The organism is Curtobacterium sp. ZW137 (genome assembly GCF_003762905.1).
Taxonomy (GTDB): domain Bacteria; phylum Actinomycetota; class Actinomycetes; order Actinomycetales; family Microbacteriaceae; genus Curtobacterium.
Genome location: NZ_RJKS01000006.1, coordinates 15,571 through 29,006 on the forward strand (window position 1 = coordinate 15,571; position 13,436 = coordinate 29,006).

14 protein-coding genes and 1 tRNA gene are annotated in these 13,436 nt (G+C 71.5%); 5 read left to right on the plus strand and 10 right to left on the minus strand.

From position 1 onward, the window contains the following. Positions 1-20: 20 nt before the first annotated feature. The 3 genes from rplT to infC all read right to left on the minus strand — a co-directional run bounded on the left by rplT (position 21) and on the right by infC (position 1,397). Positions 21-404, minus strand: a complete 384-nt coding sequence (gene rplT, locus EDF55_RS17270; RefSeq protein ID WP_056120821.1) for a 50S ribosomal protein L20 — start codon at positions 402-404, stop codon at positions 21-23. Positions 405-432: 28 nt separating this feature from the next. Next, on the minus strand, positions 433-627 hold the full coding sequence (rpmI, locus tag EDF55_RS17275) for a 50S ribosomal protein L35 (protein WP_071273122.1): 195 nt from the start codon (positions 625-627) through the stop codon (positions 433-435). Between the two features lie 95 nt (positions 628-722). Then, positions 723-1,397 carry a translation initiation factor IF-3 gene (gene infC, locus EDF55_RS17280; protein ID WP_123656228.1) on the minus strand — a complete coding sequence of 225 codons (675 nt, stop codon included), beginning with the start codon at positions 1,395-1,397 and terminating at the stop codon, positions 723-725. A gap of 308 nt (positions 1,398-1,705) precedes the next feature. On the opposite strand from infC, the gene EDF55_RS17285 reads away from it, so the two are divergent. Continuing rightward, a complete protein-coding gene (locus EDF55_RS17285) occupies positions 1,706-2,068 on the plus strand; it encodes a DUF1844 domain-containing protein (RefSeq protein WP_123656229.1) in 363 nt (120 codons plus the stop codon). A 93-nt stretch (positions 2,069-2,161) separates the two neighbouring features. Here EDF55_RS17285 and EDF55_RS17290 read toward each other — a convergent pair whose 3' ends face one another. Continuing rightward, positions 2,162-3,475, minus strand: a complete 1,314-nt coding sequence (locus tag EDF55_RS17290; RefSeq protein ID WP_123656230.1) for a maltokinase N-terminal cap-like domain-containing protein — start codon at positions 3,473-3,475, stop codon at positions 2,162-2,164. 128 nt (positions 3,476-3,603) lie between these two features. Here EDF55_RS17290 and EDF55_RS19015 point away from each other — a divergent pair, with 128 nt between their 5' ends. The 3 genes from EDF55_RS19015 (at position 3,604) to EDF55_RS17305 (ending at position 7,929) form a co-directional block, all read left to right on the plus strand. After that, complete coding sequence (locus tag EDF55_RS19015; protein ID WP_207909564.1) at positions 3,604-4,713, plus strand: MaoC/PaaZ C-terminal domain-containing protein; 1,110 nt, start codon at positions 3,604-3,606, stop codon at positions 4,711-4,713. A gap of 83 nt (positions 4,714-4,796) precedes the next feature. Further along, a complete protein-coding gene (locus tag EDF55_RS17300) occupies positions 4,797-6,656 on the plus strand; it encodes a glycoside hydrolase family 2 protein (RefSeq protein WP_123656231.1) in 1,860 nt (619 codons plus the stop codon). 61 nt (positions 6,657-6,717) lie between these two features. Beyond that, positions 6,718-7,929 carry a hypothetical protein gene (locus EDF55_RS17305; RefSeq protein WP_185017512.1) on the plus strand — a complete coding sequence of 404 codons (1,212 nt, stop codon included), beginning with the start codon at positions 6,718-6,720 and terminating at the stop codon, positions 7,927-7,929. A gap of 132 nt (positions 7,930-8,061) precedes the next feature. Here the strand turns inward: EDF55_RS17305 and EDF55_RS17310 are convergent, their stop codons facing one another. Together EDF55_RS17310 and EDF55_RS17315 are read right to left on the minus strand one after the other, a co-directional pair. Next, positions 8,062-9,105: an amidase domain-containing protein gene (locus tag EDF55_RS17310; RefSeq protein WP_123656232.1), complete on the minus strand. Its 1,044-nt coding sequence runs from the start codon at positions 9,103-9,105 to the stop codon at positions 8,062-8,064. Positions 9,106-9,158: 53 nt separating this feature from the next. Continuing rightward, positions 9,159-9,572 (minus strand): VOC family protein, encoded by a 414-nt coding sequence (locus EDF55_RS17315; RefSeq protein WP_123656233.1) that lies wholly within the window; start codon positions 9,570-9,572, stop codon positions 9,159-9,161. A 243-nt stretch (positions 9,573-9,815) separates the two neighbouring features. On the opposite strand from EDF55_RS17315, the gene EDF55_RS17320 reads away from it, so the two are divergent. After that, positions 9,816-10,340 carry a hypothetical protein gene (locus EDF55_RS17320; protein WP_123656234.1) on the plus strand — a complete coding sequence of 175 codons (525 nt, stop codon included), beginning with the start codon at positions 9,816-9,818 and terminating at the stop codon, positions 10,338-10,340. Between the two features lie 79 nt (positions 10,341-10,419). Here EDF55_RS17320 and EDF55_RS17325 read toward each other — a convergent pair. From EDF55_RS17325 to galU, 4 genes are all read right to left on the minus strand, one after another. After that, positions 10,420-10,495, minus strand: a tRNA-Ala gene (locus tag EDF55_RS17325). Positions 10,496-10,566: 71 nt separating this feature from the next. Then, entirely contained in the window at positions 10,567-11,694 is a 1,128-nt protein-coding gene (locus EDF55_RS17330) for a hypothetical protein (protein ID WP_123656235.1), read from the minus strand. Positions 11,695-11,781: 87 nt separating this feature from the next. Then, entirely contained in the window at positions 11,782-12,441 is a 660-nt protein-coding gene (locus EDF55_RS17335; RefSeq protein ID WP_123656236.1) for a GNAT family N-acetyltransferase, read from the minus strand. Positions 12,442-12,529: 88 nt separating this feature from the next. Beyond that, complete coding sequence (galU, locus tag EDF55_RS17340) at positions 12,530-13,420, minus strand: UTP--glucose-1-phosphate uridylyltransferase GalU (RefSeq protein ID WP_123656237.1); 891 nt, start codon at positions 13,418-13,420, stop codon at positions 12,530-12,532. Positions 13,421-13,436 lie beyond the last annotated feature (16 nt).

A 13,436-nucleotide genomic window follows, 5' to 3' on the forward strand; every position in this document is an offset into this window, starting at 1 on the left:
CTTCGCGGAGACGCAGGTGACTACGCGGCCTTGGGAGCCGAGGTGTCGGCCGGGAGGGCCTTCTTGGCCGACTCGACGAGCGCGGCGAAGGTCTCCGGGTTGTTCACGGCGAGGTCCGCGAGGATGCGACGGTCCACCTCGATGCCGGCCAGGGCGAGGCCCTGGATGAGGCGGTTGTAGGTCAGGCCGTTCGCGCGGGACGCAGCGTTGATGCGCTGGATCCACAGGCGACGGAACTCGCCCTTCTTCGCGTGGCGGTCACGGTACGCGTAGACGAGGGAGTGGGTGACCTGCTCCTTCGCCTTGCGGTACAGACGCGAACGCTGGCCGCGGTAGCCCTCGGCGCGCTCGAGGATGACGCGACGCTTCTTGGCGGCGTTGACCGCTCTCTTCACTCTTGCCATTGCAGTGTTCCTTTACGAATCCGGGGGCTCAGTGGCCGAGGAGCTTCTTGACGTTCTTCGCGTCGGCCTTCGAGAGGACCTGGTCCTCGTTGAGGCGGGCCTTGCGCTTGGACGACTTGACCTCGAGGTTGTGACGCATACCGGCCTGCTGCTTCATGATCTTGCCGGTGCCGGTGACCTTGAAGCGCTTCTTCGACCCGGAGTGGGTCTTCTGCTTGGGCATGGTGGTGCCTTTCCGTGGGATGGATGGGGGGGCCGCGCCATTGCGGATGGGAGTACTGCGCGGGATCGGTCTGGGTGGACCTGTCGGCCCGAGACCTATTCGGCCGTGGACTCGGTGGTGGCCGGTTCCGTCGACGCGGCCGGGGCAGCGTCTTCTTGCGGCTTCGCCTTTGCGGCGTGCTCGGACGCGCGACGCTCGGCCTTGTCGGCCGCACGCTTGGCGTTCTGCTCGCCCTTGACGTCGGACTTGTTCTTGAGCGGCGCGATGATCATCGTCATGTTGCGGCCGTCCTGCGTGGGTCGGGACTCGACGACACCGAAATCGGCGATCTCCTCCGCGAACTTGTGCAGGAGCCGGACACCCTGTTCCGGACGCGACTGCTCGCGGCCACGGAAGAGGATCATGGCCTTCACCTTGTCGCCACCGAGGAGGAAGCCCTCGGCACGCTTGCGCTTGGTCTCGTAGTCGTGCACGTCGATCTTCAGGCGGAACCGGACCTCTTTGAGCTCGGTGTTGACCTGGTTGCGACGGGCTTCCTTGGCCTTCTGAGCGGCCTCGTACTTGAACTTGCCGTAGTCCATGATCTTGGCCACGGGCGGCTTCGCGTCCGGCGCGACCTCGACCAGATCCAGCTCGGCTTCCTGCGCGAGGCGCAGTGCGACGGCGATGGGGACAACGCCGACCTGCTCGCCCTGGGGTCCGACAAGACGGACCTCGGGGACGCGGATTCGGTCGTTGGTACGGGGATCGGGAATGCGGAGCTCCTTCAATCAGTGGTGGCCGTCCGGGGCGTTTGCCTGGACGACGGCACGAGAGGAGATCTGACGCACGGATCGGGACCCGTTCGGCAGCCGCCCGACTCCTGTCCAGCCGAGACCGTCATGTGACTGACTCAGCCGTGCAGGACTGCCGAACGCTGGCGCTCGGCGGAGCGGTGGTGACCCGGTAGCCTGGTGGTTCGTGGCCGCGGGTGGGAGTGACTCCTCTTCGTGATGAAGCCCGCCAGTCCGGATGGATTCGAGAAGCCAACTGGACGCACGGGCAGCATCTGCCGCGACGAGTCTAGCAGAGGAGCACCGTGACCGACACCCCGCCCAACCTCCCCCTCGACGACGGAGCGGACGACGCCGCCCGCGACATCTCCGAGGTCCCCGCCGTCGAGCTCATCAACACCGTGGCGGTGCACCTGCTGAGCGCAGCGGCCGTCAAGGTCGGACTCGCCGACGACCCGCAGGAGCAGACCGACCTCGACGAGGCCCGCAAGCTCATCACCGCCCTCGCCGGGCTCGTGACCGCGGCCGCCACCGAGATCGGCGACCACCACGCCCGCCCCCTGCGTGACGGACTGCGCTCGGTGCAGCTCGCGTTCCGGGAGGCATCGGCGATCCCGGACGCGCCGGGCGCCGGCCCCGGCGAGAAGTACACCGGACCCGTCAACTAGCGAACGGGTCACGTCCCGAGCAGGGGACGGGACGACGGACGGGAGGCCCGTGGCGGCGCCGCCACGAGCCTCCCGTCCGTCTGTCGGCCCTGATCAGTGCGCCGAGCGCGCGGCCAGGCGCGCCACGGCGGCCACCGGGATGCCGACCCACGTCGGCCGGTTGCGTGCCTCGTAGACGACCTCGTAGACCGCCTTGTCGATCTCGAACGCGTCGAGGACCTCGCGGTGCGCACGGACGTCGACGTCGAGTCCGCGCTCGTACCCGCCGAGGAACGCGTCCCGTGCCTCGTGCGCCCACGCACCGGCATCGACCGGGTCGTCGTCGTGGGCGAGCGCCCCGGCGACGTAGTCGAACGAGCGCAGCATGCCGGCGACGTCACGCAGCGGGACGTCGGGCAGCGAGCGCTCGTGGAGCGGGCGGAGGGGCTCGCCCTCGAAGTCCAGGAACACCCAGCCGCGGGGCTCCGGTGCCGAGAGGACCTGGCCGAGGTGCAGGTCCCCGTGGATCCGCTGCAGGTCGGGCCACGGCACCGCAGCGGCTCGGGCGTAGACGGCCCGCACGGCGTCGGCGTGCTCGGCGATCGCGGGGACCTCGGCAGCGGCGGTGTCGAGCCGCTGCAGCATCGTGGCGTGCGCCTGGGCGATCCGGTCGGCGGTCGCGGGCTCCGTCGGCATCACGCCGGCGAGGGTCACGTGCACCTCGGCGAGCGCCGCGCCGAGGCGGTCGGCCCCGACCGCGAACGAGTCGCCCCGCCGTGCGTCGTCGAGTGCCACACGCCACGCGTCGTCGAGCCCCGGCAGGAACTCCTGCGCGAACGCGAGGTGACCGCTCGCGACGCCGTCCGCGCGCCCGGTGTCCGGCCACGCGCCACGGAGGGCACCGAAGACCCGAGGGACCCGTGCCGAACCGGCCGCGGACAAGGCCTGTTGCGTGGTGACGTCCGGGTTGTCGCCGTGGTGCAGGACGCGGAACACCTTGACGATCACGGTGCCGTTGTCCTCGGTCTCGCAGATGATCGAGGTGTTCGACTGCTCGCCGCGGAGGACCCGGGCACTCCGGACCGCGCCGATCGGCGTCAGCGACTCATCGCCGGCGTCGATCCGGGCGAGGAGCCACCTGGCGTACGCGGGGTCGTGGGGGCCGTCGTAGTCGACGGTCGCCGGGGTCGACGAGTCCGGATCCGGGTCGATGCGGGCGGCGTCGAGCCCGTCGACGGCAGCCGCGTGCTCGGTGACGGGGACCTGGTAGAGCACCGGGCCGGTCGGGGCGTCGTCGATGACGAAGCGGGTGCGGACCCGCGCCTCGTCGGTGGTCTCGTCGATCTCCGCGATCGTGCGGAGGTCCGGGACACCACCCTTCGCCGCGTACCAGCGTTGCCGGGCCATCCACTGCGCGACGTCGGTCATGCGTCAGGAGGCTACGCGTCGGGAGGGCCGGCGGACTCAGGTCCTCCACAACGCGCGCTCGACGACCCGTTCTCCACAACCTGCAGCACGCGCCGCCTCGGGCATCGGCCCGCACGACACTGATCCGCATGCAGACCACACACGCACCGGCCGACACCACCACGGGGACGCTCGACGACCCCCGGCACACCTGGCGCATCCCGGACGACCGACCACTCCCGGCGCTCGAGCACTGCGCGGACGACGTCCGCTCCCGGCCGACAGTGACCCAGCGGGAGACGCTGTGGGACACCCCGGACCGGGTGCTCGCCTTCGACGGGATCGAACTGCTGCGCGCCGACTCGGGGACGTGGACCGTCGACCACGGCGACGGGCCGGAGGACCCCGACTCCGAGGAGCACGGCGGCGTGCCTCCCGGCTCGGCGGGCCCCGAGGCGCCGACGGACGACCCGGTCGCGGTGCTCCTCGGTGGCGCGCAGCTCCTCCCGGTCCGGGTGCGGGTGACGACGACCACCCTCGTCGTGCTGCACGACGCGGACGGCCGCGCCCGGGCCGAGGTCGCCGACGTGCGCATCGACGAGGGCGACACGGACACGACGCTGCTCCGGAGCGCACGGTGGTGGGCGCTCTCGGACGACGGTGAGGCGGGACCCGTCGGGCGGCGCGCGCAGGCCGCCCTGACAGAGGCCACCGGCGACGACGGACACGGCCCGGACGAACCGGTCCCGACGCTCGCCCCGGTGCGACGCCCGGCGGCCGGGGCGTTCTGGGAGGATGAGCGGGTGCCGCACTACCTCGAGGACCTCACCGCCGGGCAGACCTTCACGACCCCGGGTCGCACCATCACCGAGGCGGACGTCGTGTCGTTCGCCTCGTGGACGAACGACAACAACCAGGTGCACACCGACGTGGAGTTCGCGTCCCACACCCGGTACGGACAGCGGATCGTGCACGGGATGCTCGGCGCCTCGCTCTGCCTCGGCCTGATCGCCCGCACCGGGGTGTTCGAAGGGTCGGCGGTGGCGCTGCTCGGGATCGACCAGTGGCGGTTCACGGCGCCGGTGTTCATCGGGGACACCCTCACCTGCACGGTGGAGATCCTCTCGACGCGGCTGACGAGCTCCGGGAAGACCGGCATCGTCGAGCGGACGGTCACGCTCCGGAACCAGCACGGCGACGTCGTGCAGCAGGGCCGGATGGACGTCATGGTCCTGACCCGCGACGCGGCGATCGGCTGAGGGCGGCCCACACCCGCGCGGCAACCCGGACCGGTGTTGCCAGCCCCCTTTACAACGATGTACGTCCGCGCCAGCATGGACGCATGAGCACGCTCGACGGCACCGTCGCCGCATCCACCAGCGCCCCTACAACCGACCTCCCGCTCGCCAGTCGGCAGGACGGCTCGTACCCCCGCCCGCAGATGCTCCGTGAGCACTGGGCCGACCTCGACGGGACGTGGTCGTTCCGGAACGACGGCGACGACACCGCGTGGCGGTCGGGCTTCCCCGACGCGCGGGACATCGTCGTGCCGTTCCCGCCCGAGTCGGTCGCGTCGGGCATCGACGAGCCGGGCTTCCACCCCGTGGTCTGGTACTCCCGGACCATCACCCGCGCCGACCTCGACGCCGCCGGGCTCGGCGCCGCCACCCCGCGGCTCGTGCTGCACTTCGGCGCGGTCGACTACCGCGCGAGCGTGTGGATCGACGGCACCTTCGTCGGATCCCACGAGGGCGGTCACACCCCCTTCCAGTTCGACGTCACCGACGTGCTGGCCCAGGACACCGACGCGGTGCACACCCTGGTGGTCCGCGCCGAGGACGACCCGCACGACCTCACCCAGCCCCGCGGCAAGCAGGACTGGCACGAGGACCCACACGCCATCTGGTACCGCCGCACCACCGGGATCTGGCAGACCGTCTGGCTCGAAGCCGTGCCGACCGCGTCGATCGAGTACCTCCGCTGGACGAACGTCGACCACGCCACCGTGCGCCTGACCGTCCGGGTCGCGGGACACCGGACCGGCGGCGAGCGTCTCCGCGTCGAGGCCCGCTGGGACGAGCGCGACGAACACCTGGCGACGATCGAGGCCACCCTCGGCGACACCGCGGACGAGTTCGACGTCGTGGTCCCGATCGCGCGGCAGGCGAACGGGCAGGCCGAGGACGAACTGCACTGGACGCCGGAGGCCCCGCGGCTCGTGGACGCCTCCGTCGCGCTCCTCGACCGCACCGGCGAGCCGATCGACACCGTCGCGAGCTACTTCGGCGTCCGCACGGTCGGCGTCGACGGCGGCGCGTTCCAGCTGAACGGACGCAGCTACGACGTCCGCAGCGTCCTCAACCAGGGCTACTGGCCGGACTCGCACATCGCCGCCCCGTCGCGCGCAGCACTCCGGCGTGAGGTCGAGCTCATCAAGGAGCTCGGCTTCAACGCGGCCCGCAACCACCAGAAGATCGAGGACCCCCGGTTCCTGTACTGGGCGGACCGCCTCGGGCTCCTGGTCTGGGGCGAAGCCCCCGGCGCCTACGCGTTCTCGCCCCGCGCCGTCCAGCGGCTGATGCGGGAGTGGATGGACGCCGTCGAACGCGACGCGTCGCATCCGTCGATCGTGACCTGGGTGCCGGCGAACGAGAGCTGGGGCGTCCAGCACATCAGCACGGACCCGGCGCAGCAGGCCTACGCCCGTGCACTCGCCGACCTCACCCGTGCGCTCGACCCGACGCGTCCGGTGATCTCGAACGACGGCTGGGAGCACACCAACTCGGACATCATCACGATCCACGACTACGAGGGCGTCGGCGAACGACTCGCACGCACCTACGCGGACGAGACCGCCCGGACCGAGCTCTTCCACGGCATGGGCCCGTCCGACCGGTGGGTGCTCGTCGGGGGCGCCGAGGACCTGGGGCAGCCGGTGATGCTGACCGAGTTCGGTGGCGTCGACTACCAGCCGGGCGGGGCGCGTGAGGACGGTTGGGGCTACACCTCGGCCGCCGACGGGGACGACTACGTCGCCCGCATCACGGCGCTGTACGACGCGATCCGGGCCAGCTCGTTCCTCGCCGGCTCGTGCTACACCCAGCTCACCGACACGATGCAGGAGACGAACGGCCTGCTGAACGCTGACCGCACGCCGAAGGTGCCGATCGAGCAGATCCGACGCGCGATCACGGGGCACTAGCCAGCGGTCCGCCCCGGTCCGGACGTCCGGACCGGGGCCCTGGTCTGGGAAGATCGGGCGGGTGACGAGCGTGGCGGAGACGAGCCGAGCCTCCCGGTCGGGGTTCCGTGCCCTGCTGGACGGACCGCGGAGCAGCTGGACCGCGCCGCTGGTGATCTGGGCCGGCTCGCGGGTGGTGAGCACGGCGCTGCTCCTGGGCATGTTCCTGCTCGCCACCGCGAACGGGTGGGAGTTCGCGTCGTACCGGCGCGACCCGTCGTTCGCCACGTTCTCCGGCTCGTGGGACGCCTCGTTCTACCGGACCATCGCGGAGCACGGGTACCCGTCGACGCTGCCCACCGACGGCGACGGGCACGTGCTGCCGAACCCGTGGGCCTTCCTGCCGGTGTTCCCCGCGCTCGTCCGGGCCGTGATGGCCGTGACGGGCGGGTCGTTCTGGGTCGTCGGTGTCGTCGTCGCGACGCTCGCCGGCGCCGGCGCCTGCGTGCTGTTGTACCGCCTGGTGCTCGCTGTCGGGTGTTCGCACCGTGCACGGTGGGCGACGGCGCTGTTCGCGTTCGGGCCGACGGCGTTCCTGCTGCAGGTGGCCTACGCCGAGTCGACGCTGCTGCTCCTGCTGTTCGGCGGCATGCTCGCGCTCGTCCGGCGGCGGTACTGGCTGGTCGGGCTGCTCGGCGTGGTCGCCGCGTTCACGAAGCCCGGGGTGCTGGCACTGGCCGTCGCGCTCGCGGTGCACCTGGTCGTGCGGTGGACCCGGGAACGCCGCGCGCTCCCGGTGCGGGACGTGATCGCGATCGTCGTCGCGGGGTGCGTCGTCGCGGCCGCGGGGCTGGCGTGGCCCGTGATCGCCTCGGCGGTGACGGGGACGCCGAACGCGTACCTCGACACCGAGCTGTCGTGGTGGGTGGGGTTCGTCGGGCGGCAGCACTTCGCGCCGCTGACACCGTGGTTCGTGATGGCGGGGCGGTGGCTCGGGCCGGTCGGGATCGTGCTCGTGGTCGCGGTGCTCGCGGGCGCGGTGTGGTTCTGGACCCGGAAGGACGTGCGCGCGCTCGGGCAGGAGGTGCTCGGGTTCACGGCGTCGTACGGGCTGTACCTCGTCGCGGTGTTCCTGCCGCAGCAGAGCCTGCCGCGGCTGCTCATGCCGATGGCGCCGCTGCTCGGGTCGGACGTGTTCGTGCGGACGCGGCGGCGGGCGGTGACGTGGCTGCTCGTCGGGGTGTGCCTGCAGCCGGTCGCGATCGTGCTGCTCTGGTTCCTCGGGTACCCCTGAGGCGCAGGCAGCGGCCGCCGTGTCGCTCGGCGGTGGTGCCGTTCGGATCCGAACAACCCAAACCGCCCCGAACCACGGGATCCCGTGGTGCGAAACGGTTTCGATTGCGCGCGTCGGCGCCGACCCGCGCGGCTACGCGTCGAAGGTGTGGAACCAGGCCTTGCCGCCGGGGTGCTGCACCGTGATCATCTCGTCGAGGTCGCGGTACGGGCCGTCCTGGTTGTGGCTCGCCGACTTGATGCGGATCGTGCCGTCGGACTCCGTGAAGACCTCGGACACGATCGTGGTGTGGTCCGGGGAGTCGTTGTCGTTCCAGTCGAAGAACACGATGTCGCCGACCTGCACCTTGTCGCGCTCGTCACTCGAGCGGCGGGTGAGCCCGAACGTCGCCGCGTTGGCCGAGAGCCACGGGTCCATCGACGGGCAGTACGTCCAGGTGGCGGAGTGCGCTGCTCCCGCGGAGCGGCTGTACCAGTCGTCGCGCTGCTCCCAGCCCCGGGCGATGAGCGTCTGGCTGACGTAGTTCGCGCAGTCGCCGCCGATCGGGTTCATCGTGCCGTACTCGGCGAGGTTGTAGTCCTTCCAGTACCGCATCGCGTACGCGAGCTGCCGGTCCACGTCGGTGAGCGCCGCGTACGACAACGACGTCGTCGCGAGCGCGCTCGACGCGGACGGCACCGGCGCCGCGCTGGCCGTCGGCGTGCCGGTCGCGGAGTCCTGTGTCGCACCGCTCTGCCCGTCGTTCGCCGCGCTGCCGTTGCCGTCGGAGCTCTGGTTCGCGGACGCGACGGGCGTCAGTTCGGCGTCGAACAGCGCGACGTCGGCGGATCCCGCCGTGTACATCGCCTGGTGCGGCGCGGTGAAGGTCACCTTCGTCGCGGTGGCCTTGACGTCCCGCGCGGCGATCCCGCCGACGGTGACCCCGCGGACGGCAGCGAGACCGGTCCCGGCAACGGTGACGGTCACCCCGCCGGCGAGCGGGACCTGGGCCGGCGTCAGTCCGGTGGCCTTCGGCTTCGCGGAGGGCGTCGACCCGGTGGACCGCGACGCACCGCCCTTCCCGCCGTCCGCACCGCCGTCCGCTCCGTTGTCGGAGGAACACGCGGCGACGGCGAGGCCGACCCCGGCGATCCCGGCGAGGGACAGGAGTGAGCGGCGCGTGAAGGAGGCAGTCATGGCGTCACCAGGGTACGTGACGGCCCCCGACACACGAGGGGACGCGCGGCGCGTCAGACGCCGGTGACGTTCACCAGCCAGCTCACGCCGAACCGGTCCGTCACCATCCCGAACTCGTCGCCCCACGGCGCCTTCGTCAACGGTTCGAGCACGGTGCCGCCCTCGGAGAGCCCGGCGAAGAAGCGGCGCATGTCCTCGGCGTCGTCACCGGACAGGGACACCGAGATGCTGCTGCCGCCGCTGCTGTACTGCATGCTGTTCGGGGTGTCGGCGCCCATGATCAGGTAGCCGTTCGGCGTCTCGAGCTGGCCGTGCATGATCTTGTCCGCCTCGGCCGGGTCCTCGGATGCGTGCATCTCGCCGAACGTGCTCAGGGTGAGCTCGCCGCCGAACACCGACTGGTAGAACTCCATCGCCTGCCGGGCGTCGTCGCGGAAGCCGAGGTACGGGTTCAGTCGCGAGGTCATGTCGGTCTCCTTCGTCCGGCCCGGGCGCGTGTTCCCGGCGCTCGCCGTCATCGTGGCACCGCTCCGGACACCGCGCAACGATCGTTCCGGAGCGGCACCATCGCGTGCTGCTGCACCGCATTCCGGACAGGAGGCTCGGGCGGGCCCGCCACGCGCCTCCCGTCCGTCACGGAACGGTCTCGAGCCGATCTCGATTCCGCAACCACGGCTCGCCACCACCTGCCGGTCCGAGAGGATCGGCCCATGGGGAACCTCCGATCCGCCCGCCCGTCCACCATCGCTGCCGCGCTGCTCGCGTGCGCCGCGTTCGCGCTCACCGGCTGCTCGTCCACGGGGGACGCCGGCGCGACCCCCGCTCCGACCCGGACCGCGACGCCCACGACCGCGGCGAGCACCACCGACTCGGACGACCCGGTGATGGACGACGTCGACACCAGTGCTGCGGCGGTCTGCGGGCGGCTCAGCATGCTCACCACGATCTCCCTGAACGCGAGCACCGGGCACAGCCGCGGGGAGCTCTCGGACGCGCAGTACGAGGCGCTCCTGGCGTCCGTGCGCTTCGGGTACGAGCGGCTGGTGAGCACCGACCCGACGATGGCGACCGCGGTCGACTACACGCAGCGCTACCTCGAGGACCACCCGGCGCCTGCGACCGGACCGGCGATCGACGAGACCACCGCCGACTGGGACCTGGTCGGTCGGACGCTGGTCACCGCGTGCCGTGACGCCGGGTCGTCGATCGTGGCGGACGCGCAGTACGGCGGCTGACGCGCTCGTGCCCGTCCGGCGGCCGGCCCGGCGCGCGAACGCAACAGGCCCGGACCATGCGGTCCGGGCCTGTTGCACTTGGTGGAGCTAAGGGGATTCGAACCCCTGACCTTCTCATTGCGAACGAGACGCGCTACCAACTGCGCCATAGCCCCAAGTGCTCGACAACACTAGCACCCGGCCGCCGCGGACCGAAATCGCGCGGCACCCGCCGGGCGTGCCGCGATCAGACCGCGCGGCGGCGACGCATGATCGCGTCGAGGTCGGCCTGCTGGTAGTCGTCGTCCCCGATGACGCCCATCCCGGCCCACTTGCTCGGCGGAGCGGACGCTTCTGCTACCGGCGCCGACTCGGCGACCGGCGCACCGGCAGCACGGGCGGCAGGCGCAGACGCAGTCGCAGGCGCGGCGGGCGCAGCCCGGAGTCCGAGCCGCTCCGCGAGCCGGCCCTGGTCGTGCGCGGACAGTGCCGCGACGGCTTCCTCGACGTCCGGACGCATCCGGGACACCGTCGCGAGCGTCGGGTCCGACTCCCCCGCACGGATCGCTGCGGCCTCGGCGTCGGCCTCCGCCTTGGCAGCGGCCACGCGTTCCTTGAGTCGCGCGGCGAGCTCCGCGGAGGACTCCGGGGACGCCGCGGGAGCGGCGGGCCGCTCGACGTACAGCGGCTTCGGCACGCGGGCGGGCGTCCAGGTGCGGTCCGCCTCGGGCTCGGCAGGGCGGTCGGTGGTCAGCGGCGGGGCGGGATCGGTCCAGGCGGTCGTCGGCCTGGAGGCTCGGCGGACCTCCGGCGCGGACGCCGCGGCACGTGTCTTCCGCGCCTGGGCGACCTGGTGCAGCTGGGCGAGGACGGCTGCGGACCCTCCGGCGGCGACGAGCCCCGCGACGGCGACGAGCCAGGCGGCGGGCGCGACGACGAGCACCACGAGCGCGACGACGAGCCCGGCGACGCCGAGCAGGGTCGCACCGAGCCGCGAACGACGCATGCGCATCGCGGTCAGTGCGGGGACCGCTCCGGCCCGTTCGAGCGCCGGAGCCTGCTCCGCGAGTCGACGGGTGATCTCCCGCTGCCGTGCGGCCTCGTGCGCCCGGACGATGGCGGAGCGCTTGGCCTCTTCGGACTTCGCGACCTTCTGCGCCTCGGCGAGGGACTTCGCGTTCATCTCGATGCGGACCTCGTCCGGCAGTTCAGCGGTCTGCGCGAGGATCCGGAGGGTCTGCTGCAACCGGATCGCGTTCCGTTCGGTGGCGAGGTACTGCCGCCGGGCAGCCCACGCGGGCATCAGGTACACGAGCCAGAGCACCGCGGCGACGAGCAGCACGATGCCGCCGCCCCACGACCCGATACCTGCCATGGGGAGAGGCTAGGGGCGGGGGTTCCCCGCGCTCGTGATTGCCGGGCGTGTGTTGCGCTATCGGCGCAGGCGCTCCCGGCGGGGGCGCTATCGGCGGGGGCCGGTGACGATCGGCAGCGCGGCCTCGTCACGCGCGGCGAGCGGCACGCTCCCGACGCCGGGCGGCACCTGACCGGAGACCCACCGTTCGAGGACGCCCTCGCGCACCTCTTCGGCGACGAGCGCGAAACAGAAGTGGTCGCGCCAGTCCCCGTTGATGTGGATGTACCGGCGACGGAGCCCCTCGTACCGGAACCCGAGCTTCTCGACGACGCGGAGCGACGGAGCGTTCTCGGGCCGGATGCAGACCTCGATGCGGTGGATGCCGACCGCGCGGAAGCAGTGGTCGGTCGCGAGGGCGACGGCGATCGGCGTGACGTTGTGGCCGGCGGCGCCCTCGACCACCCAGTAGCCGATCGAGGCGCTGGCGAGTGACCCGTAGGTGACGCCGGAGACGTTCAGCTGCCCGACGAAGCGACCGTCGAGCTCCATCGCGAACGGGAGCCCGAGTCCCGCGCGGGCGTTCGCCTGGAGCGCGCGGATGCTGCCACGGACGTCGGTCGAGACGTGACCCGACGGGTTCGTGGCCTCCCAGGTGCGGAGCCAGGAGCGGTTCATCGCGAGCGCGGCGTCGAGGTCGCGCGTGTCGCGGAGCCGGAGGGGGCGGATCGTGACCCGTCCGTGGGACAGGGTCGGGATGGTCGTCATCGGGCGGTTCCTCCGGTGCTCCGGGGGTTCCCGGAGCGGGTGTCCCACCCGGGGCCAGTGCTACCGGCCCCGGGTGGGATGGGTCGACTCATTCGCCCGCGTTGAACTCCTTGAGCCACGACTTGAGGTCGGGGCCGAGGTCTTCGCGGTCCGAGGCGAGCTGCACGATCGCCTTGATGTAGTCGAGTTTGTCACCGGTGTCGTACCGGCGTCCACGGAACACGACGCCGTACACGCCGCCGGTCCACTCCTCGGCGCTCGCCATCTTCATGAGCGCGTCGGTGAGCTGGATCTCGCCGCCCTTGCCCGGCTCCTGCTTCTCGAGGACGTCGAAGACCTCGGGGCGGATGACGTAGCGGCCGATGATGGCCAGGTTCGAGGGCGCTTCGCCCTGCGCCGGCTTCTCGACGAGGCCGGTGATCTTCACGACGTCGTCGGTGTCGGTCGGCTCGACCGTGGCGATGCCGTAGAGGTGGGTCTGCGACTCGGGGACCTCGAGCAGTGCGACGACGGTCGCGTTCTTCTCGCCCTGGACCTCGATCATGCGCTTGAGGAGCGGGTCACGGGCGTCGATGATGTCGTCGCCGAGGAGGACGGCGAACGGCTCACGACCGACGTGCATCTTCGCGCGGAGCACGGCGTGGCCGAGTCCGAGCGGGTCGCCCTGACGGACGTAGTGCATGTCGGCGAGGTCGGTCGACTGGTTGACCTTCTGGAGCTTCTCGTGGTCGCCCTTCTTCTTGAGGGTCTCCTCGAGCTCCGACACGTGGTCGAAGTGGTTCTCGAGCGCGTTCTTGTTGCGCCCGGTGATCATCAGCACATCGGTGAGTCCCGCGTCGACGGCCTCTTCCACCACGTACTGGATGGCCGGCTTGTCGACGACGGGGAGCATCTCCTTCGGCATCGCCTTGGTCGCGGGGAGGAAGCGGGTGCCCAGCCCTGCCGCTGGGATCACCGCCTTGGAAATCTGGAAGCCCATGCCCACGACCGTATCC

Bases quoted from the DNA above. Each gene is read 5' to 3' on its own strand.
- EDF55_RS17320 (WP_123656234.1), top strand. From the start codon at position 9,816: ATGGGGAACCTCCGATCCGCCCGCCCGTCCACCATCGCTGCCGCGCTG.
- EDF55_RS17335 (WP_123656236.1), bottom strand. From the start codon at position 12,441: ATGACGACCATCCCGACCCTGTCCCACGGACGGGTCACGATCCGCCCC.
- galU (WP_123656237.1), bottom strand. From the start codon at position 13,420: ATGGGCTTCCAGATTTCCAAGGCGGTGATCCCAGCGGCAGGGCTGGGC.
- rplT (WP_056120821.1), bottom strand. From the start codon at position 404: ATGGCAAGAGTGAAGAGAGCGGTCAACGCCGCCAAGAAGCGTCGCGTC.
- EDF55_RS17330 (WP_123656235.1), bottom strand. From the start codon at position 11,694: ATGGCAGGTATCGGGTCGTGGGGCGGCGGCATCGTGCTGCTCGTCGCC.
- EDF55_RS17310 (WP_123656232.1), bottom strand. From the start codon at position 9,105: ATGACTGCCTCCTTCACGCGCCGCTCACTCCTGTCCCTCGCCGGGATC.
- EDF55_RS17315 (WP_123656233.1), bottom strand. From the start codon at position 9,572: ATGACCTCGCGACTGAACCCGTACCTCGGCTTCCGCGACGACGCCCGG.
- EDF55_RS17290 (WP_123656230.1), bottom strand. From the start codon at position 3,475: ATGACCGACGTCGCGCAGTGGATGGCCCGGCAACGCTGGTACGCGGCG.
- rpmI (WP_071273122.1), bottom strand. From the start codon at position 627: ATGCCCAAGCAGAAGACCCACTCCGGGTCGAAGAAGCGCTTCAAGGTC.
- EDF55_RS17300 (WP_123656231.1), top strand. From the start codon at position 4,797: ATGAGCACGCTCGACGGCACCGTCGCCGCATCCACCAGCGCCCCTACA.
- EDF55_RS19015 (WP_207909564.1), top strand. From the start codon at position 3,604: ATGCAGACCACACACGCACCGGCCGACACCACCACGGGGACGCTCGAC.